Source organism: Collinsella provencensis (assembly GCF_900199705.1).
In the GTDB taxonomy this organism is placed as follows: Bacteria; Actinomycetota; Coriobacteriia; order Coriobacteriales; family Coriobacteriaceae; genus Collinsella; species Collinsella provencensis.
The window spans coordinates 1,355,086-1,374,251 of sequence record NZ_LT904908.1; the positions used below are offsets into that span (position 1 = coordinate 1,355,086).

The 19,166-nt window shown below is 58.4% G+C and carries 17 protein-coding genes; 16 read left to right on the forward strand and 1 reads right to left on the reverse strand.

All coding sequences use genetic code 11. The annotated features are described in order from the left end of the window. The 16 genes from C1711_RS06005 (at nt 1) to C1711_RS06080 (ending at nt 17,502) form a co-directional block, all read left to right on the forward strand. Entirely contained in the window at nt 1-1,197 is a 1,197-nt protein-coding gene (locus tag C1711_RS06005; protein ID WP_102338229.1) for an ABC transporter permease, read from the forward strand. After that, nucleotides 1,184-2,383, forward strand: a complete 1,200-nt coding sequence (locus tag C1711_RS06010) for an ABC transporter permease (RefSeq protein ID WP_102338230.1) — start codon at nt 1,184-1,186, stop codon at nt 2,381-2,383. Before C1711_RS06005 ends, C1711_RS06010 begins: the two co-directional genes overlap by 14 nt. A 133-nt stretch (nt 2,384-2,516) precedes the next feature. Then, the gene (trhA, locus tag C1711_RS06015) at nt 2,517-3,308 is read left to right on the forward strand and encodes a PAQR family membrane homeostasis protein TrhA (RefSeq protein ID WP_199824852.1); all 792 of its coding nucleotides are present in this window, start codon (nt 2,517-2,519) and stop codon (nt 3,306-3,308) included. Between the two features lie 95 nt (nt 3,309-3,403). After that, nucleotides 3,404-4,795 (forward strand): hemolysin family protein, encoded by a 1,392-nt coding sequence (locus C1711_RS06020; RefSeq protein ID WP_102338231.1) that lies wholly within the window; start codon nt 3,404-3,406, stop codon nt 4,793-4,795. Between the two features lie 13 nt (nt 4,796-4,808). Beyond that, entirely contained in the window at nt 4,809-5,426 is a 618-nt protein-coding gene (locus C1711_RS06025; protein ID WP_102338232.1) for a hypothetical protein, read from the forward strand. A 111-nt stretch (nt 5,427-5,537) separates the two neighbouring features. After that, nucleotides 5,538-5,930 (forward strand): YtxH domain-containing protein, encoded by a 393-nt coding sequence (locus C1711_RS06030; protein ID WP_102338233.1) that lies wholly within the window; start codon nt 5,538-5,540, stop codon nt 5,928-5,930. Between the two features lie 31 nt (nt 5,931-5,961). Further along, nucleotides 5,962-6,795 (forward strand): hypothetical protein, encoded by an 834-nt coding sequence (locus C1711_RS06035; RefSeq protein WP_102338234.1) that lies wholly within the window; start codon nt 5,962-5,964, stop codon nt 6,793-6,795. 18 nt (nt 6,796-6,813) lie between these two features. Beyond that, nucleotides 6,814-8,241, forward strand: coding sequence for a polysaccharide deacetylase family protein (locus tag C1711_RS06040; protein WP_234346303.1), 1,428 nt, complete (start codon nt 6,814-6,816; stop codon nt 8,239-8,241). 320 nt (nt 8,242-8,561) lie between these two features. Then, the gene (locus C1711_RS06045; RefSeq protein WP_102338236.1) at nt 8,562-10,451 is read left to right on the forward strand and encodes a magnesium transporter MgtE N-terminal domain-containing protein; all 1,890 of its coding nucleotides are present in this window, start codon (nt 8,562-8,564) and stop codon (nt 10,449-10,451) included. A gap of 11 nt (nt 10,452-10,462) precedes the next feature. Next, on the forward strand, nt 10,463-11,704 hold the full coding sequence (locus C1711_RS06050; protein ID WP_199824853.1) for an Nramp family divalent metal transporter: 1,242 nt from the start codon (nt 10,463-10,465) through the stop codon (nt 11,702-11,704). Between the two features lie 53 nt (nt 11,705-11,757). Continuing rightward, nucleotides 11,758-13,707 carry a BglG family transcription antiterminator gene (locus tag C1711_RS06055; RefSeq protein ID WP_102338237.1) on the forward strand — a complete coding sequence of 650 codons (1,950 nt, stop codon included), beginning with the start codon at nt 11,758-11,760 and terminating at the stop codon, nt 13,705-13,707. A gap of 96 nt (nt 13,708-13,803) precedes the next feature. Continuing rightward, a complete protein-coding gene (locus tag C1711_RS06060; RefSeq protein WP_102338238.1) occupies nt 13,804-14,229 on the forward strand; it encodes a PTS sugar transporter subunit IIA domain-containing protein in 426 nt (141 codons plus the stop codon). Nucleotides 14,230-14,240: 11 nt separating this feature from the next. Then, nucleotides 14,241-14,735, forward strand: a complete 495-nt coding sequence (locus tag C1711_RS06065) for a PTS system mannose/fructose/N-acetylgalactosamine-transporter subunit IIB (protein ID WP_102338239.1) — start codon at nt 14,241-14,243, stop codon at nt 14,733-14,735. Nucleotides 14,736-14,820: 85 nt separating this feature from the next. Next, entirely contained in the window at nt 14,821-15,651 is an 831-nt protein-coding gene (locus C1711_RS06070; RefSeq protein WP_102338240.1) for a PTS sugar transporter subunit IIC, read from the forward strand. A 10-nt stretch (nt 15,652-15,661) separates the two neighbouring features. After that, nucleotides 15,662-16,492 (forward strand): PTS system mannose/fructose/sorbose family transporter subunit IID, encoded by an 831-nt coding sequence (locus C1711_RS06075; RefSeq protein WP_102338241.1) that lies wholly within the window; start codon nt 15,662-15,664, stop codon nt 16,490-16,492. Between the two features lie 140 nt (nt 16,493-16,632). Then, a complete protein-coding gene (locus C1711_RS06080; RefSeq protein ID WP_102338242.1) occupies nt 16,633-17,502 on the forward strand; it encodes a ChbG/HpnK family deacetylase in 870 nt (289 codons plus the stop codon). 404 nt (nt 17,503-17,906) lie between these two features. Here C1711_RS06080 and C1711_RS06085 read toward each other — a convergent pair whose 3' ends face one another. Then, nucleotides 17,907-19,007, reverse strand: coding sequence for a hypothetical protein (locus tag C1711_RS06085; RefSeq protein WP_102338243.1), 1,101 nt, complete (start codon nt 19,005-19,007; stop codon nt 17,907-17,909). Between the last annotated feature and the right edge of the window lie 159 nt (nt 19,008-19,166).

Below are 19,166 nucleotides of genomic sequence, written 5' to 3' on the forward strand. Positions count from 1 at the left end.
ATGTGGACTACCTTCAAGATAACCGTTAAAACGGCGCTTCGCACGCCGAGTGTCGTCATATGGACGCTGCTGTTTCCCATTGTGCTTGCTACGGTGTTCAACTTCATGTTCGAATCGCTGCGCGCCAAGGATTCCATCGATCCCGTGCCGGTTGCCGTGGTTGACGACGGCGCGTGGGACGACTCGCCGTTTTCCGAGGTCATAGACGAGCTGGTAGAGGGCGACGAGCCGCTGTTCGACGTTCAGACCGCAAAGACCGAAGACGCTGCGCGCGAGCTTTTGCTGTCCGGTGCGGTTGACGGCGTGTACATGGCGGATGAGGCGGGCGATCCGCACCTGCTGCTCGCCCCGGAGAACTCGAGCGTGCACACCGCGGGCGATAACGCGACCTACGAGGTCAACCGCTCCATCATCGAGGTCGTCGCCTCGAGCTATCTGCAAAACCGCGCGTTGATCGATCGTATCGCGGCCGAGAATCCACTGCTGTTCACCGATCCCGAGGCCATTGAGCAGGCGCTTACGCAAAACGTCGAGGTGAACGAAATCTCGCTCACGCACTCTCAGCCCGACCAGACCGTGCGGTATTACTACGCCCTGCTGGGCATGGCATCGATGTTTGCTGCCCAGGTTGCCGAGGGTATGGTGTGCCGTTTGCAGCCCACCACGTCCGACCTCGGCGCCCGCCGCAGCATCTCGGGGACGAGTCGCGTGCGCTTGCTCCTGTCCACCCTTGCCGCGTGCTGGTTGGTGTCGACCGCGTTTTTGGGCATCGCATTGCTGTATATCTGCACGACGGGCAATATCGATTTTGCCGGACGCGAGCCGATATGCCTGCTCGGCATCACGGCTGCCTCGCTGTTCTCCACCTGTCTGGGGGCGTTAATTGGAGCGCTGCCCATCAAGGGCGGAGCGGATGCGCGTTCGGGCATCTTGACCATGCTGACCTGCCTGCTTGCGGTTTTTGCCGGTCTGTACGGGCAGCCAACCATGGAGCTTGCCGACTCGATTGCGCAGGCATGTCCCGCCGCCATGTGGATCAACCCGGTTTCGCTCATCCGCGACGTGTTCTACAGCATCTACTACTACGATGCGTTCGAACCGTTTGCCCTGCGCGCGCTGATGTGCATCGCTCTTGCGGCGGTGGCGTTTGCCGCGTCCGCCGTGTTCTTTAGGAGGCAGAGCTATGAGCATCTGTAAATATGCCTTGCTTATCGCCCGGAGGCACCCGTTTTACCTGTCAATCTACGTGGTGTTTCTCTCCGCCATGGGCGTGTTCATGATTGGGACAACGTTGGGCGGGGATGCCGCTGCGCCAGAGGACGGCGTGGAGTCCTATCAGTCTCAAATCGCGCTTATCGACCGAGATGATTCCAAGCTGTCGCGTGCGTTGCGCGATTACATGCAAGCAACGGACGAGCTTGTCGATGTAGAGGACGAGTCGTTCGCATTGCAGGATGCCCTGGCAACGTCGCAGGTTGATGCCGTGTTGATTATTCCGGAGGGGTTTGGCCGGGAGCTCATGGACGCGGCGCATGCGAACGACGAGCTGCCCGCACTCGACGTTGCCTTTGGTGATGACATCCAGGCGAGTGTGTTGGCGGCCCTGCGTGCCGAGCGATGGGCGTCGCTGGTTGCCGCTGAGGCAACGCTTGACGCAGACGCATCGGAGCAGGATGTGCTCAGTGCGGTCGAGGAGGATGCGTCCCATACGGCGAGCATCGAGCTCGTTCAGACGCAGAGCGGGGAGACCCCTGCGAGCAAACTGGAGTTTTACCTGCGCTTTAGCTCGTATTCGATTACATCGTCCGTTGTGGTTGTCGCCGGCGTGGTGTTCGCCGCGCTTGCCGAGCCCGAGGTTCGCCGCCGTCAGCTCGCGTCGCCGGTGAGCACGTGGAGCCAGGGCGCCCAGGCGCTGGCGGGGTGTGCGCTGCTCACGCTGCTCGTGTGCGTGTGGGTTGCTTTGGTTGGTCTCACGGCAAGCGGTGCGTGGCCCATGCTTGCGGATGCCCCCGTGCAGGTTGTGCTCTCCTTGCTCGCGCTGTTCGCTTTCGCGCTCACGCCGTTTTCGATTGCGTACCTCCTGTCCCAGCTGGGTCTACGTGAGGAGGGGCTCAACTCCGTGGCAAATATCGGCGGTATGGTCATGTCGTTTTTGGGCGGTGCGTGGGTTTCTCTTTCGCTGCTCGATGAGAGCGTCCAGGCTGTTGCACGCTTTACCCCCACGTATTGGATGGGCGATGCGATCCAGATGCTGCTGGGCGCGTCTCAGGTTACGCCCGAGCTTTTGAGCGCGGTTGCGCTCGATATCGGCATCGTGCTGCTGTTCGCGGTTGCGTTTGCCTCCGTCGGATTTGCCGTGGCGCGCTCTCGGCGTGCAGCGTAGGATTTTCGACAGCTAGTTGCAATCGAATAGTTTGTAGATGAACAGCGACCCGGACCTCCCAAAACCTGCAGGGAGGCCCGGGTTCTGCTATAGTTTTGGACATTGCAAATCTTTTGGAGGACGAACCAAGCAAATGCCCGATTCGAGTGACAGTTCCACGCCGCGACCGAACATCGCGGCTGCCCCTGTTCCCATAGCGCGTGCCGATGCCGCAGCGCGGGCGCAGCGCATCGCTCAGGCTGCCGGTTCAACCGCGCGTGACGCCGCTGCTAAGGTCAAGCAGCATGCGCTTCCCCTGTATACGGTGGGCGAGGAAATCGTCAACTCCATTACACACGGCATCGGTGCAGCGCTTTCCATCGCGGCACTCGTCATCATGGTCGTCAAGGCCGTCATGACGGGCAACCACCCTGCGTCTCTCGCAAGCGCCCTGGTGTTCGGCATTACGCTCATTCTCGAATATCTCGCTTCAACGCTCTATCACGCCATTCAGCCCCAAGGCGCCAAGCGCGTATTCCGTATCATCGACCACTGCGGCATCTACGTGCTCATCGCCGGAAGCTATACGCCGTTTTGTCTCATCACGCTTGGACAGGACGGCGGCATTCCGCTGTGCATCGCTGTGTGGGTTTGCGCAGTTGCGGGCATCGTGTTCGAGGTGATCATGCGCGAACGCCAGCCGCGCTGGCTCACCGCGGCGCTCTACCTTGCCATGGGTTGGCTCGTGGTGTTCCGCCTGCCGCAGCTCGTGGCGTTGCTGCATCCCGTCGCGCTCGCCCTGCTCGTTGCATCCGGGTTGTGCTATTCCGTGGGCACCATCTTCTACGTGCTTAAGAAAATCCGCTACATGCACAGCATCTTCCACGTGTGGGTGCTTGCCGGTAGCGTGCTTGAGTTCTTGGCGGTGGTCCTCTTCGTGATTTAACGCGCGTTTTCACGCATCTGCCTGCCCAGGGAAAGACCCTCGCAAGCAGGCTCAACCTTGTGTCGTTTCGTATCAGGAGGTTCGAAACCGTCCCCATGGACATTACGATCAGTATCATCACTACGCTTATCCTCACCCTTATCAACGGGTATTTCTCTATGTCGGAGATGGCGCTCACCACGGCCAAGCGCGCCGTGCTCGACCATGAGGCAGAGGAGGGCGACCGCCGCGCCGCCCGCGCCGCCGAGCTCTCCGCTGACTCGGGCAACTTCCTGGCCACCATCCAGGTCGCCATCACGCTCGTGGGCTTTGCCTCCTCGGCAGTCGCCTCGACCAATCTCTCCGACCCGCTCGCCCAATGGCTGACGAGTTTTGGTATCGCGCCGCTCTCCGCAATTGCGTACGGCCTGGCCCCCGTGCTCATCACCCTCGTGGTGTCCTATCTTTCCATCGTCGTAGGCGAGCTCGTGCCCAAGCGCATTGCCCTTGCCGACGCCGAGAGTATGGCCAAGCGCGTGGCACAGCCGCTCACGATGTTCCAAAAAGTGGCTCGCCCGCTTGTGTGGCTCACGCAGGCTTCTGCCAACGGCGTGGCCAAGCTGCTGCGCATCAAGAGCGCCGACGACCGCCAGAATATGTCGGAAGAAGAGATCAAGTACATGATCAACGAGCAGGAAACGCTGCTCGACGAAGAAAAGCGCATCATCCATGAGGTCTTTGACCTGGGAGATGCTTCTGCCCGCGAGGTCATGATCCCGCGCGTGGACGTCACGATGGTGGAGGATTCCGAGACCATTGGCGAGGTCATCGCCCAGATGCAGGAGACCGGTTACTCGCGCATGCCGGTGTACCACGAGGATATGGACGGCGTGGTGGGCATCGCGCACATCAAGGACCTGATCGGCCCCGCTATGGCCGGCGAGATCGACCGTCCCGTGGGTGACTACGTGCGCGACCCGACCTTCATCCCCGATACAAAGGACATCCTTCCGTTGCTCTCCGAAATGCAGACCGCTCACGAGCAAATCGTGGTGGTTGTGGATGAGTACGGCGGCACGGCGGGCATCCTCACCATTGAGGACATCGTCGAGGAGATCGTGGGCGAGATCGAGGACGAGTTCGACCCCGACAACAAGTACCTCACGCGACTTTCCAAGCGCGAATGGCTGGTAGACGGCCGCTTCCCCTGTGACGACGCCGAGGAGCTCGGCTGGCCCATCGAGGAAAGCGACGAGTACGAGACCATTGCCGGTTGGATTTTGGACCTTTGTGATTCCCTGCCCGATATCGGTGAGGTTTTTGAGGCGGAGGGGTACAAGTTTAAGGTGCAGTCCATGCGCGGCCAGCGTATCTCGCTTATTCGAGTAACCGCTCCTCTGGAGGAACAATCTGTTGATGGCGATGGCGTGGTCGACGGGGTTGCCGCCGATGCATCCGCGCGGGGTAAGGGGTATGCTGCCGCCGACTCCGATCGCGCCGACGTGTAAGAAAGGAAGGGCCATGGCCGACTTGTTCAATGTTCTTAAGGTCACGGTGGGGCCCAAGAAGCTCACCGCCCGCGTGCTCGTAAATCCGGGTATGCCGCTCTTCACCTCGCAGGATGTTGAGGCGACGGCGCGCGTGTACTATCTTGCACCCGCCATTGCCGACCATATGTGCCTGGGCGACGCCGGTTCGCGATTCCAGGATTGCATGGGCAACACCGAGCTCGCACACTTGCTCGAGCATCTCACGGTCGAGATCATGAACGAGACGGGCCTTGCGGGCGCGATTTCCTCGGGCCGTACGCGCAACGTGATGGGCGATGAGCGCCTGTTTGACGTCGAGATTTCCTGTCCTGACGACGCGCTTGCCATCGGCGCCCTATCTTCTGCCACGTTCATGATGAACTGGGCGTTTTTGCATGCAAATCAGACGCCGCCCGACTTCCCGGGTACGGTTGCGGCGCTGACCGCGCTGATCAAGAACCTGCGCGGCGCAGATGACGCCGTTGAGCCCGAGCAAGAGGACGACGATACCGCGGGTGCCGTGATCGACACCGAGGGCGCGACTGCGGTTGCGCGTGAGGACGCCGGCGCGGTTGTGTACGGCGGCGCTGCTGCAGAGGACAACCTGTAGGGGAACGTTAATAAGCGCTATTGCTGCGTGCATGCACTTGTGGCGTACGTGGGTATAATGGTTGAACATTGAACGGCCGTGTGGCCGTTCGTCTCGATGAAGGAGAAAGACATGGGCAAGGGTTTGAGTTTTGCGGCAGGTGCAGCGGTTGGCGCTGCAGCCGGCGTTGTTTTGGGCGTTATGTTCGCCCCTCGTCCCGGCTCTGAGAGCCGCGCGATGGCCGCGGACATGGCAAACGACGCTTGGGATTCCGCCGTTGACATGTATGAGCAGGGTGTTGACCAGGCTCGTAACGCCATGGACGACTTCGGTCCCACGATGGATGCCGCTACTGACGAGCTGCGCGCCAAGGTCGACCTGGCCCGTGAGCGCATGGATCAGCTTCGCGAGCAGCTGAACGACGCTGTTGCCGCAGGTACGGTTACGCCTGCCGCCGACGTGGTCGTCGAGGCCGCTGACCCCGAAGTGGATGCCGACGCCGCTAACGCTGCTGACGAAGCCTAAGCACTCGTTTGCCTAGGATTTTACACGCGTCATGCTTTCAAGTAGTTTTTTGGGGCTCAAGCTCTACCAGCTTCCTGCTGAAGATAAGCGGGTCAAGAAGGATGGAACGCCCCGGAACCCAAAGAAAATCGGAAAGCTCCACTACCCCGTGTTCTCAAGTGATGGAACGCGGGTAGTGGGTTTTATGCTGCGCCTGCCCGATATCGCCGGCATGATCAAGCAGCCTGATTGGTTTGTGGCACGTGACGCAATCGGGGTTTCGGGCGACTATCTGGTGGTCAAAGACCCCAAAACTGCATTTGATACTCAGGCTGCCAAGCGTTTGGGCATTGATTTGGACACCTGCCTGATTTGGACGGGCATGGATGTCGTGACTGCCTCGGGCAAGAATGTCGGATACTGCTCGGATGCGCAGTTCAACGGGAAGACGGGCGACGTCGAGCATTTTGTTCTGGTCGAGAGTGGCGCGTCGAACGCGCTGGTGGGCCATCGCGAGATACCCGTGTCGTACTTACGCGGGTACCGCGAAGGCGCGATGATCGTTTCGGACGAGGTGCTCGAGCTGGACTTTTCGGGTGGTGCCGCCGCCAAGGCCGCCGAGGTGAGCGTGAAAGCCGCCGCCAAGGCATCTGAAGCCACTGCGAAGGCAAAAGTACAGGTAAAGAAGGGTGCACGCGCCCTTGACGAGCATGGTTCCAAGGCGCTTGACAAGGGAAGCCGCGCTTTGGGAAAGCAACTCGGCAAGACCAAGGGAATGTTCGGCTCCTTTGTGAGTGAGTATAAGAAGGCGTCGGGTTCGGCGGGAAATCCGTCCAGCGCTTCGGGAAAATCGTCCGGCGCGAAAACGCGTAAGAGCAAAACGTAGGGAAGGATAGGAGACACATTGCCTAACTACACCAACTCCTACTCCAACAGGCCAAACAACAGACGTCCTAAACCTCAATATCAAAAACCCCGCTATCGCAAGAGTGTGGGAAGCCAGCTTCCCAATGGCAGGCGCCGTCAGCAGCAACGCAAGGGAAACATGTACCTCAAGCGTTCGCAGGGATTCGGCGGCCGCCGTCGCTCGCGTCGCGGGATGAATTCGCGCAACGATCCGCGCCGCGTATACGCGCTCATCATCGTGGGCTGTGCGTTGCTGCTCTTCTTTGCCAGCATCTTGTGGTACGCCAATCGCAGTGTGGAGATTACGCTCAACGGTGAGACCACATCTGTGCGCATCAATTCCACTATCGACCGCCTGATTGAGGACAAGGAACTGGACCTCAAACCGGGCCATTTGCTTGCGGTGGACGATTCCGTGTTGGAGAAGGGCGGTGGCACGGCGTGTACCGTCAAGCTCAACGGCAAGAAGATCAAGAACTCGAAGCTCGACTCGACGGAGCTTAAGGGTGGCGAGGAGCTCGAGATCACCGACGGCGAGGACGTATACGAGAAACACGAGGTCCAAGCCACCGAGATCCAGCCGGAGCTCGTGGTGAAGGGTTCGGGCCCGGTGCGCTTTGTCGAGACGTGGGGCGAGGCGGGTCGCACGGAAGTGTGGACGGGCGAGCAGACCGGCAAGACGGTGGATAAGGGCATGGTCAAGGAGCCGGTGGACTGCGTGGTCTCGTGCACGTCGATTTCTCCGAGCGACAAGGAGAACAAGTACATTGCCCTGACCTTTGATGAGTGTCCCAGTTCGCGCACTAAGGACATCCTGGCGATTTTAGAGGAAAAGGGAGCGAAGGCGACGTTTTTCGTGTCGGGCGATAAGGTTGCGGACAATACTTCCGTCGTGCAGGCGATTGTGGACTCGGGCAATGAGCTCGGGACGAACGCCTATAGCGACACGATGCTCACCGAGCTCTCAGCCAGCGATTTGCGCAGCCAGCTTACCAGCGGTTTTGATGCGGTAAAGCAGGCGACGGGTGCTTCGGTGTCGTTGCTGCGCCCGCCGTATGGCGAGTTTTCGGAGCAGAATTGGGCCGACGCGATGGATTTGGTCAGCGCAGTCGTTACGTGGAACGTCGACTCGGGCGACTGGTTGCTCCAGGGTGCGCAGACGGTTGTCGACACGGTGGTTGGCTCTGCGGGGAACGGCAGCATCGTGCTGCTTACCGACAACGATGCCACTGCCGATCAGACTATCGAGGCGCTTCCGCAGATCATCGAGCAACTCCAGGCGGAGGGCTATAAGTTCGTGACGCTTTCAGAGCTCATCGCAACTGACGAGGACCTTGCGGACGTTATCGGAATCAACAAGGCGACTATGCCCAAGGGCGCAACGCTGCCAAAGCTCTCCTCAAGCGATGACGCTGCGGGGGAGTAGGGTAGCTGCGATTCGCGCTGCGGAGGAGTGCGGGAGCGCGATATGTCCTGCCGTCCGATGAGTACGACGAGTAATACAAAAACGATTCCGTATTTTCAATCGAAGGATGTTATAGTTGGTCTAGCTGTGTCCATCGGGCATGGCGATGCGGTTGTGCCCGTCGGGCGCAGCGTCAGAAGTAGTGGGTCACGAGAAAGGCCTGAATTGAAAGCGAAACCCCGACCTCACAGTCGATGACCCCTGCACGTGCCCTTCCGTAGCGGCGTAATGCCCGCGCGCAGAGCACCTGCCGGGGTGTGTCTGCACAGCGAAGGAGCACTATGAATTACTTTTCTGAAATGCTCAGGCTTCCCGTTGTCGATTCCGACGGCGAGAAGATCGGCATCGTAAACGACCTGGGTATTGCCACGGGCGAGGTCTTCCCCCGTGTGACGGCGCTGGCGTTCCAGGGCCCGGGTAAAACCCCCTTCATGATTTCCTGGCGCAAGTACGTTGGGCATTTTGACGACGAGGGCGTGTACCTCAAGTGCCCCGCCACCGATATTCGCTTCTCGTACCTGCAGCCCGACGAGGTGTTGCTGGCGCGCGACATCATGAATAAGCAGATCGTGGACACGCAGGGCATGAAGGTCGTGCGCGTTAACGACATCAAGCTGTCCGTGAGCGGTGATAACCAGGTGCGCCTGCTCGGCGCCGAGGTGGGTGCCCGCGGTTTGCTGCGCGCCATGCATCCGTGGCTCGAGCACGCGGTGGCGAAGATTTGCAAGATGGTCGGCAAGCCGCTGTCTGAGGACATCATCGCCTGGTCGTACATGGACCTGCTCGAGCGCAGCACCAAACAGATTAAACTTTCGGTGTCGCACAAGACGCTCTCCGAGCTGCACCCTGCCGACATCGCCGACATCATCGAGCAGCTCGATCCGCGTCTCCGCAGCCAGGTGTTCGCCCAGCTCGACACCGAGCAGGCCGCCGAGGCCATTGCCGAATTCGACGACGACGAGCTCATGACCGAGATGCTCGAAGGCCTGTCCGACCGTGATGCTTCGAGCATGCTCGCCAAGATGGACCCCGACGACGCCGCCGCGCTCATCGAAGAGCTCGACTACGAGAAGGCGGAGAAGCTGCTGCGTCTTATGGGCGTCAAGGAGGAGAAGGCCATTCGTAACCTGCTCGGATACGAGGAGGATACCGCCGGCCGCATCATGACCAACCAGTTCGTGGCGCTGCCTGCCACGGCCACGGTCAACGACACGATCGACGCGCTGCGCAAGCTCGACGATGACTTTGAGAGCATCTACTACGTGTACACCACGGACGCGGAGGGCGCGCTCACAGGCGTGCTGTCTATGCGCACCTTGGTGGTTGCCGACCACGAGGCCCGCTTGAGCGACCTCGCATATCGCGACGTGGTGTGGGTCGCTCCCGACCTCGACCAGGAAGAGGTTGCGGACGAGATGACCAAGTACGACCTCGTTGCCATTCCCGTTTGCGACGAGAACCGTCACATCCTGGGTATCGTTACTGTCGACGACGCGCTTGACGTCATTGCCGAGGAGCACGCCGAGGATTTGCAGATCGCCGGTGTTTCCGCAGGTGAGAACAATACAGGCGAGTCGACTCATGCCCTGGCGTGGTTCGCGCAACGCCAGTTCTGGATCGTGGTGTGGGCCGTTGCGGCTTGTGCCATCGCGGCGATTGCAGTGCCCTCGGTTGAAACCTTTGACGCGAATGCCCTGACTAGCGGAGAGTCCGTTTCCGCGTATTTGACCCCGCTTGCCCTGAGCGCCCTCATGCCCATTTCCATCATGCCGCTCGTCCTGCTGGCCTCCATGCACATGACATCGTTTGTGAAGAGCAGCTTCCTCGAGTACGACGACCATGATGACGAGGCAAAGCCGTACCTGGGCTTCTTCCTTAAAATGACACTTGTCGGTGCGCTTTTGGCGCTCGTGGTATACCTGTGCGGCGAACTCATCGTTACCACGCTGTTTGCCGGCGCCCAGACTTGGGTGGGGACGACGTTCCTCGCGTGTTTCAAGGCGGCAGCCGTGGTGATTATCGCGACCTATGCGAGCGCTGTGATCTACCTCGCCATTTTGTTCCGCAGCGATGATCGCGACCAGAACATCTCGGGTACGTCGCTCACGTTTACCGCCGTGCTGCTTTCCGCCCTCGCGTATACGGTGCTCGGTTCCATGCCACTGCTGTAGGGGAGGGTGCCGTGCAAGACGAGACCAAGAAAAAGCTGACCGTCGCCGCGGTGCTCGGCGCCATGGGCCCGGGTTTGCTGGCGGCGCTTTCGGGCAACGACGCGGGCGGTATCGCCACGTATTCGAGCGCGGGCGCAAGCTTTGGCTATGCCACACTGTGGATGCTTCCCGTCATGGCGCTGCTGCTCATCGTGGTGCAGGAGACCGCCGCGCGCTGCGGTTGCGTGACGGGTAAGGGCTTCGCATCGCTCATCCGCGAGAAGTTCGGCGTGCGCAAAGCCGCGCTGGCCATGGTGTCGCTGCTCATCGCGAACACCGCAGTGACGATTTCGGAATTTGCGGGTATCGCGAGCGGTTTGGCGCTGTTCGGAATCCCCAAGACGGTATCGGTCCCGCTGATGGGCTTACTCATCTGGATGCTCACCATGTCGGGGAGCTTCCGTCGTATCGAGAAGGTTTTGCTGCTCGTGAGCTGCGTGTTTGTGACCTACGTGGTCGCGGCGTTCCTCGCCGGCCCCGATTGGGGAGAGGTTGCGCTCTCCACGGTCACGCCGCAGTTCATCGCCGATCCGAGCTATGTGTCTTTGCTGGTTGCGACCATCGGCACCACCATCGCGCCGTGGATGATCTTCCTCGCGCAGAACAACGTGGTCGACAAGAACGCCGACGAGGATGACATCATCTTGCAGCGTATCGATACCACGACCGGATCGGTTATCGCGTGTGCTATCGCGTGGTTCATCATCATCACGACCGGCGCGGTGCTGCATCCGGCGGGGATCGCCGTCGCCGACGCAGCCGACGCTGCGAGCGCGCTCGAGCCGATCGCCGGTGAGTTCGCAACCATCCTGTTCGCCGCGGGCTTGGTTGCCGCGAGCTTCTTGGCAGCGTGCGTGCTGCCGGGCGTGACGTCGAGCGCGATTTGCGAGGCGTTTGGCTGGGAGCGCGGCGCCGACCGCACGTGGAGTGAGGCGCCGGTGTATCGCGGCATTATCACGGTGGTCATCGTCGCTTCCGCGTTGCTGGTTATCATGCCGGGTGTCGATCTGTTCCAAATCATGATGAGCGCACAGGTCATCAATGGTGTTTTGCTGCCGATCCTGCTGGTGTTTCTGGTGTTCATCGCCGGCGACAAGCACATCATGGGCAAGTTCAAGAACAGCCGCCTGTGGAACGTTCTCACCTGGGCCACCATCGTTCTCATCACGGTGCTCACGGTGGTCATGTTCGCCCTCCAGGCGATGGGGTACTAGCTGGCGGGTACAGGGCATGTGCGTTTGCCGTCGGGTGGTTGTCATGATTGGAGATGACGTTGGTCGACCGCACCCAGCAAATCCTGTTACAGCTCATCAATGCGCACGGCCCTCTGACTTCGGCTGAAATCGCTGCGAACCTCAATGTTTCGGGGCGAACGGTAATTGGCGAGATGGGACGTGTGGCAGATGAGTTGTTGCGCCATGGTGCTCGGCTGGTTTCACGGCGCAATTGGGGTTATGCGATTTCCGTAACTGACGAGGCACTCTTTTCGGAGTTCCGGTCCAATCTGGATATCCTCGCCATGCAAATCGAGGTCGCGAGTTATGACGAAACAGCTCGCTTCATCTACATTGCGCGCAGGTTGATTGCTTCTCCTGAGGGTGTTCGGCTCGATGCGATTTCGGACGAGTTGAGCGTGTCGCGTTCGGCGTTGAGAGAACCCCTGCGGCTCGCATATCGCTTTCTTAAGAGCTACCACTTGGAAATCGTTTCCGTGCCCAAGCTCGGAGTTACGGTGAGGGGCGAGGAATATCGCCTGCGCTTTGCCATGACCGAGCTGTTTTTGGCCCATTTCCACAAGGCGCGCCCCAAGGATTTGGGTGCCGGTTATGCGAGTATCATCGCGTGCGGCTGGCAGGAGCGTCAGGACATTCGTCATCTGTATCTGGAAATTCAACGTGAGAGCGGATGGAGCCCGCGGGATAGCAGGACTCAGCGGTTGTCGATGTTGCTTATCATCTCGCGCAATCGGGCGCGAGCTGGGCACAACGTAAAGCTCAACGCAACATGGGAAGAGGAGCTGCGCCAAACTCCCCAGTTTGATTGTGCACGTCGCGTGCTCGATCGCCTCGCCGAGCGTTTCGACGATTTCAATTTAGACGATGGGGAGTGCGCGTTACTGGCGCTGTACATGATTGAGTCGCTCACCATCGACCTGAATGCCGATGGCAATCGATGCTCACCGAGGCTGCAAAAGGAAGCCGAGCAGGCGGCTCGAAAGGTGGCAAGGGAATCGGCACGTAGTTTGGGAATCAATCTGTTCTCGTCGACGCAAGACCAAGAGCTTCTTGCACAGGCCCTGCTTCCCATATGCGTTGCGATTCGCTACGGTCTTGACGGACATGAGTGCTTTGACCACGAGAACGAGAGGACCATTCAGACGAGTCCTCTGTGCATGGCCGCGGCATCACGCATTGCTCTTGTCATCGAGGAGTGCCTTACCTGCCACGTTTCTCGTTCAACGGTATATGTGCTCGCGGCGATAGTTGCGCGTCGGCTCTTTATGGTGAGCTACGAAGTTCGCCCCCTGCGGCTGCTGGTCAGCGATGGCACGGGGACGGAATTCGCCCGATGTAAGGGCGAGATGCTCATGCAGATGTTCCCAGATCTTATCGAGTCGGTTGCTCCCTTCGAGCTCTATGAGATGCGCGGTTTGGACGAGAACTCATACGACGCCGCGATCATCGACTCCCAAAAGGTCAGCTACAGCTACTCATATCCAGCTGCGCATGCCAAGTTCGTCGAGTGGCGTTCAGGGTTCGCCGCAATCCACGATGATTTGCTTGTGAGGGCGTATCGGGTGGAGGGGACGCTGTTCGACCCCAACCGAATCAACGTGAGGCGCATGCGCGGCCCGGCATCGCTCGATGTGTTCCTGCGCAGAATCGGCGTCGCGGTATCTCGACGTGAAGCGTTGTTGGAGCAAAGCTTCGAGCCGTATGCATCTGCATCTGAAGTCAGCGTGCTCGTAGACTTCGTTGATGACGTGGCGAATGAGCGCGTGGAGGTCGCTCATTTTGCCGGGGCTTCCTCCGTCGGAGTGCGGGACATCGTGTATCTTGCGGTATCCGGTTCCCTGGGTGAACGGCATCTAAAGTCTGCCGAACGGCTTGCCTACTACCTGCGCATGGGAGTTCCAAAATCGTTTGACGACGATCCCGCAGGTTCATGCTTACAGATTTTGCGCAGATCGCTGGGTATTTCGGGCAAAGGTTGCTAAATTCTTCATCAATTAATTGAAGAAGAAATGATGGAGATCTTCAAATCAAGAAGATAGAGTGAGCGTGTCGAAAAAATCCTGAAAAAGGAGGTGGCAATGCTCAAGGTGTTTCTATCTTCCCATGCGCATCTCGCTTCGGGAATGCAAAGCGCTTTGGCACTCTTTTCGGCTTCAGAGGATCGACTGCGCGTTCATGATGCGTATGTCGAGGGTGAGGAAGCGACGCTCCAAGAGGATCTCGATTCATTTTTCTCCGAGGTCTCTCCAGAGGATGACGTCCTTCTTCTTAGCGATCTATACGGCGGAAGCGTGAATACGGTCATGGCGGGGTATCTCGATCGCCCGCGCACGCGTTTGGTGGCAGGCGTCAACCTCGCGTTTCTCATCGAGGTCATGGCGCATACCGATTTGTCCGAAGGGCAGCTCGAGGACATTGTCTTACAGGCACGCGAAGCGTTGCGGGAAGTCAAGGTGAACGCGCCTGGACCTGTTCCTGCAAACGATCCGGATGATTTCTTTTAAGGAGGTAGAACATGATTGTGCTCGCACGTTTGGATGAGCGTCTGATCCATGGCCAGGTTGCCATCAAATGGAGCCGACTGCTCAACGTGGATCGCATCATTGTGGCGGACGACCAGGCAGCCAGCAGCGAGATTATGCAGAAATCGCTCATGATGGCGGCACCTGCTACGGTCAAAGTGGCAATCGTTCCACTCGAGCGCGCGATCGCGCTTTGCAACGACCCGCGTTCGGAGCAGTTGAAGATCTTACTTGTTGTATCCACGCCCGAGGCGCTGCTTCGTATCGCGCGTGAGATTCCGGGAATCCCAAAACTCAATATCGGCAATTACGGCCGTGTGGCTCCCAAGCGCAACGGTCGCGATCGTAAAGCCTACGCTGCGAATCTCTACGCCGACGAAGAGGAGGCGGGTATTTTGCACGAGGTTGTCCAGTTGGGTATTCCCTGTGTCTTGCAGACGATTCCGGACGATACTCCCCGTGATTTGAAGGGCGTTTTGGGGTTCTGATCGTTCGGCTTGGAACTTGACACAAGGGTGTTAAAGGGCATTGCAACGGGCGGTGCCTTATAACGAAAAAAGGAGGGAGAGAGGTATGTCAGCAGCAACAGCAGGTTTTCTGTGCGGTTTGGTCTACTTCGCGGTCTATTTTATCGACAACGCCTTCATGTCATGGGATTGCATCACGCGCCCCATCGTGGTGGCTCCGCTTATCGGTTTGGTTCTCGGTGACCCTTTCACCGGCGTGATCATGGGCGCGTCGCTTGAGGCGATTTTCATGGGGATCTCTGCAATCGGCGGTTCGATTCCATCCGATGCCATTTCGGGATCGGTCGTGGCGGTTGCCTATGCGATTATGACGGGCGGCGGCCAGAGCGCTATTGAGGCGGGTCTTGCCCTTGCCATGGCAATCGGTACCGTGATGGGCGCTGTGAACAGCCTGGTCCGCGTTCTGCGCGGTTCCCTCGCTCCGTACTATGAGAAGCTGGCGGCGGAGTGCCGTCCGGTGAAGTTCTTCGTCATGAACCTCCTGATTCTCGGCGTGACCACCTTGCCGGTCGCCTCCATCGTGGGCATTGGTGTGGGCGCTGGCGTCGACGTGCTCCAGGCGGCGCTTGACTCCTGCCCTGCATGGGTTATGTCCGGCATTGCCGCTGCTGGTTCGATGATGACTGCAGTTGGATTTGGCATCCTTCTGTCCATGATTTGGTCTCCTAGCATCGCGGTATTCTTCTTCGTCGGTTTCGTGCTCACCAAGTCGCTCGCACTTCCGAGTATCGCGGTCGCGGTCATCGGTGCCGCTATCGCGCTGTTCTACTTCTTCATCGAGAAGGACATCATCGATGCGAAGCGCGTGGGTGGCAGCTCCGAAGGTGCGCCCCAGATGGCGGTACCTGCAAACTCCGATGAAGACTTCTTTGCATAGGGAGGTAGCGATGGAAGAGACGAAACAGGGCAAGCGCGCCCTTACAACAACTGAAAATGCGACGTTGAATAAGATGTTCTGGCTGTCGCACTGCGTATTCCTTGGCTTTAACATGACCAAGATGGAGGCAAACGGCTTTACCCTCACCATGGCGCCTGCCATCGAGGAGATTTATCACGACGACCCCGAGGGGAAGCGCGACGCGTATATCCGCAATCAGGCGTTCTTCAACACTCATGCGGTTGCCTTCAACTTTATCGCCGGTATGACGTACGCCTTCGAGCGCGATCACAAGGCGGGCGAACTACCCGCTCAGACCATCGACGCCATGAAGGTGTCGTTGATGGGACCGACCGCAGGCATGTTCGATTCGCTGTTCTTTAACTGCCTGCGCGTTATCGGCGCCGGCATCGCCATGGGGCTCTGCGCTCAGGGCAATCCGCTGGGCGTGTTGCTGTTCATTTTCATCTATGGCGTGAGCCAGAGTGTGCTGAAGTATATTTTGCTCCGTCTTGGCTATACGCTCGGTGCTTCGGCGATCGACACCGTGTTTGAGAGCGGCTTGATGCAGATTGCGACCAAGGCCGCCTCTATTCTGGGTCTGACTATGGTCGGCGCCATGGCGGCGACTACGGTCTCGGTTCCCATTGCCTGGACCCTCGGCTCGGGTGATACCGCTGTTGCAGTCGCTGATCTTCTCGACGGAATTTATCCCGGGATTTTGAGCCTTGCCATCGTGCTGCTTTGCATGTGGCTCATCAAGAAGGGTGCACGTCCGATGCAGATCATCTTGGGCATCGTCGCGGTTGCACTTATCGGTGCCTTCCTTGGCATTTTCTAAAACTGACCTTTGAGGCGCTGGGCGCGGTAACTGGCATGTCTGGTTATCGCGCCCGTTTTGAGTGCAGGTCGTCTTTTCATGCGACTATTTGTTTCATGTGGTTATTTGGGTAGTTTGAGTCGTGGGACTGGATTGATGCCATGAGTAAAGAGCTTGTCATATCCGGTGATGATTTTGGCATGTCCGAGGCGTTTAACATCGGCGCGCTACGTGCGTGGAGCGAGGGGTCGGTGAGCGTTTTGGCGCTCATGGTGAACCTGCCCGCATCATTGCACGCCGTGGAGCTGCGCAACAAGAACGCTCCAGATGCACCTCTTGCGCTTCATTTCAATGTCGTGCTAGGCCGCCCCGTGAGCGATCCGGAGAGCATACCTTCTTTGGTTGATGAGGATGGTTGCTTTTATCGCAGCTCGGCATGGAAGAGTGATAATCCGGAAAATGCGAAGTGCAAGGGGGATGTGTATCCCCAAAGCGAGGATATCGCTCGGGAACTTCTGGCGCAGATAGCGCGTTTTCACGATTTGACGGGCGAGTATCCTTCTCATATCGATTGCCACAGTGTTGTGGTCAAGCCCGTGGCGGAGGCGTTGCAAGACGTTGCGAAAGCACTGGAGATCCATTGCGAGAGCTGTCCACGAATTTGCCCGGAGATTATGAGAACGTGTGCGGAATGTATGCCCTTTGGTGGAGACACGGAGCGCGTCCAAATCACCTCGCGCGGATCTACCGTACAAGATTGGGAGCGCGACGCATTCGGAGTGCTGGAATGCCCTTACGATATCGCCGTTGTACATGCGCATCCTGGCTACATCGATCAGACGCTGTTGGACAACACTTCCCTCACGCTGCCCAGGTGCCGCGACCTTCAGACGCTTACTGACCCTCGTGTCGCCGCATGGCTTGAGTCGAACGGCATTCGCCTCGTCACCTACGAAGAGGTATATCCAGGTGGCTACCAAGCACCTTCCCATGAAGCGGTCGAGCGGTTAAAGGCGCGTTTTTGCATGTGATAGCGTTTGGCTGGTTATGTGCGCAGCGCCTAGCCGATGCATTGTCATGATTGGTGCCTAAATTGGTGCGTAAATGCGTCGAACGGGAACAGCGAATTGAATACCGGTCCGAAAGGGTAGTGCGGGTTTGCAAAGGCAGCGCGGACCCACAAAGGTAGTGCGGCCCGCAAGATTGGGCTATTTTTCGGTGTTTAGCCCTCGAAAAAGAGGTTCAATTGCCTAAAAACAGCCCAACCTTGCGGGGTACAACGACGGTCTCTGCGCACCGGACAACTACTCGGAAAACTGTAGGCAGCTCAATCTGCGGGACGCAATGACAGCGTTCATATTGTTTGGGTGCATTTGCCACCAGGCGATACCGTATGCGCCGCCGCGTTCTTCCACGCGCCTTCTTGAGAGCGCATTTACCACCATCGATAGCCATCATACGCAACCGTGAGGTCGGCATAACACTCTAACGGTGGAAGTTCATCATATGTTCCAGCGCCCCGAAGGCTGTTGAGGTCGCACAGCAGCCTGATATGACGCGAATAGGAAGCGTGTGGAACCCCATAGCTTTCGAGCAAATGCGCAAAGTAATACTCATCGCATACGTCATCAAACGAAAACCGTACAATTCGAGCGCCCGTGAGGCTGAGGCGTGATTCTCGGATTCGCTCCTGTCTAAGAACATCGACGCTGCTCTTTCCTTTGGTCATCGCAGGGTCTACGTACTTTTGACGTCCATCGAGCTCGCCGAGTATGACAGTCCCGTCGGGGAGTTCCCATTTGAAGTCGGCGCGCATGATGCGGCCGGGCTCAATAGGATCGCGGTACTCAACTTGGAGCTCTGGCATGGCAAAGCCGAGCGCAATCATGGTCGCCCGAGCAACGGACTCCCCGCCGCTCTCACTTCGCGGGTCAGCGAGCTTCACCGTATCGAGAACTCGTTTGAAATACGCTCGCCCCTTAATCGGTTCATACTGCTCAAGCCAAGTAACAGCTTCTTTGGCGGACAGATTGAGCTGCCGAAGTGCAGAATCGACAACGGGCAGTGACAAGCGTAGGTCCCTCGTACGCAGGCAGTCGAAGAGTGTTTGCTCCGCCGATGTTACGGGAAGTCCATCCACTAACTCGTGTTCAACCTGTTTGGAAGTTCGGCTCACGACAGCGTTAGCTCGGCGGTGATAGGTTGAGCCAAGGTGTATTTCTTCGAGTAATGCATACGATACGTTCCAGCCGCGGATGGTTGCGGCCGTGACATCGGCGAAGACCCAGGTGGGATGTTTGGTGTAAAGCGCCCGCGCGGCATGTATCGTTTGCTGTGTTGGGTCGAGCGCGTCCCATTTGTCTCTTCTGGCGTAGATTCCCGAATATGGTCGAACGATCGGAAGGTTCGTCATATACGAATTCATTCTTCGGTTAAGCGCATCTCGAAGTCGCTGGGTGGGCGGAACAAGACACATATGGTTGCTTTCCGCTTGCTCGAACAAGATGATGAGTTCATCGTCTAGCGATTTCTTCACGATACCCCTTCCGCAGCGTTTGATGTTGAGCGTGGTGGCTGTGACGGGGCGTGAACGTCCCGTATGATTTGAGCGCCCAACGTGACGCTTGTTTGCGGTTGCTGATGAAGGGGATAGTAGGCCGCTCAATCTGATAACAAACCAACAGTTGGGCCGATA

Coding starts and splice junctions, on each gene's coding strand:
- C1711_RS06080 (WP_102338242.1), top strand. CDS start 16,633: ATGAGTAAAGAGCTTGTCATATCCGGTGATGATTTTGGCATGTCCGAG.
- C1711_RS06070 (WP_102338240.1), top strand. CDS start 14,821: ATGTCAGCAGCAACAGCAGGTTTTCTGTGCGGTTTGGTCTACTTCGCG.
- trhA (WP_199824852.1), top strand. CDS start 2,517: ATGCCCGATTCGAGTGACAGTTCCACGCCGCGACCGAACATCGCGGCT.
- C1711_RS06035 (WP_102338234.1), top strand. CDS start 5,962: ATGCTTTCAAGTAGTTTTTTGGGGCTCAAGCTCTACCAGCTTCCTGCT.
- C1711_RS06020 (WP_102338231.1), top strand. CDS start 3,404: ATGGACATTACGATCAGTATCATCACTACGCTTATCCTCACCCTTATC.
- C1711_RS06005 (WP_102338229.1), top strand. CDS start 1: ATGTGGACTACCTTCAAGATAACCGTTAAAACGGCGCTTCGCACGCCG.
- C1711_RS06045 (WP_102338236.1), top strand. CDS start 8,562: ATGAATTACTTTTCTGAAATGCTCAGGCTTCCCGTTGTCGATTCCGAC.
- C1711_RS06010 (WP_102338230.1), top strand. CDS start 1,184: ATGAGCATCTGTAAATATGCCTTGCTTATCGCCCGGAGGCACCCGTTT.
- C1711_RS06060 (WP_102338238.1), top strand. CDS start 13,804: ATGCTCAAGGTGTTTCTATCTTCCCATGCGCATCTCGCTTCGGGAATG.
- C1711_RS06030 (WP_102338233.1), top strand. CDS start 5,538: ATGGGCAAGGGTTTGAGTTTTGCGGCAGGTGCAGCGGTTGGCGCTGCA.
- C1711_RS06025 (WP_102338232.1), top strand. CDS start 4,809: ATGGCCGACTTGTTCAATGTTCTTAAGGTCACGGTGGGGCCCAAGAAG.
- C1711_RS06055 (WP_102338237.1), top strand. CDS start 11,758: ATGACGTTGGTCGACCGCACCCAGCAAATCCTGTTACAGCTCATCAAT.
- C1711_RS06065 (WP_102338239.1), top strand. CDS start 14,241: ATGATTGTGCTCGCACGTTTGGATGAGCGTCTGATCCATGGCCAGGTT.
- C1711_RS06075 (WP_102338241.1), top strand. CDS start 15,662: ATGGAAGAGACGAAACAGGGCAAGCGCGCCCTTACAACAACTGAAAAT.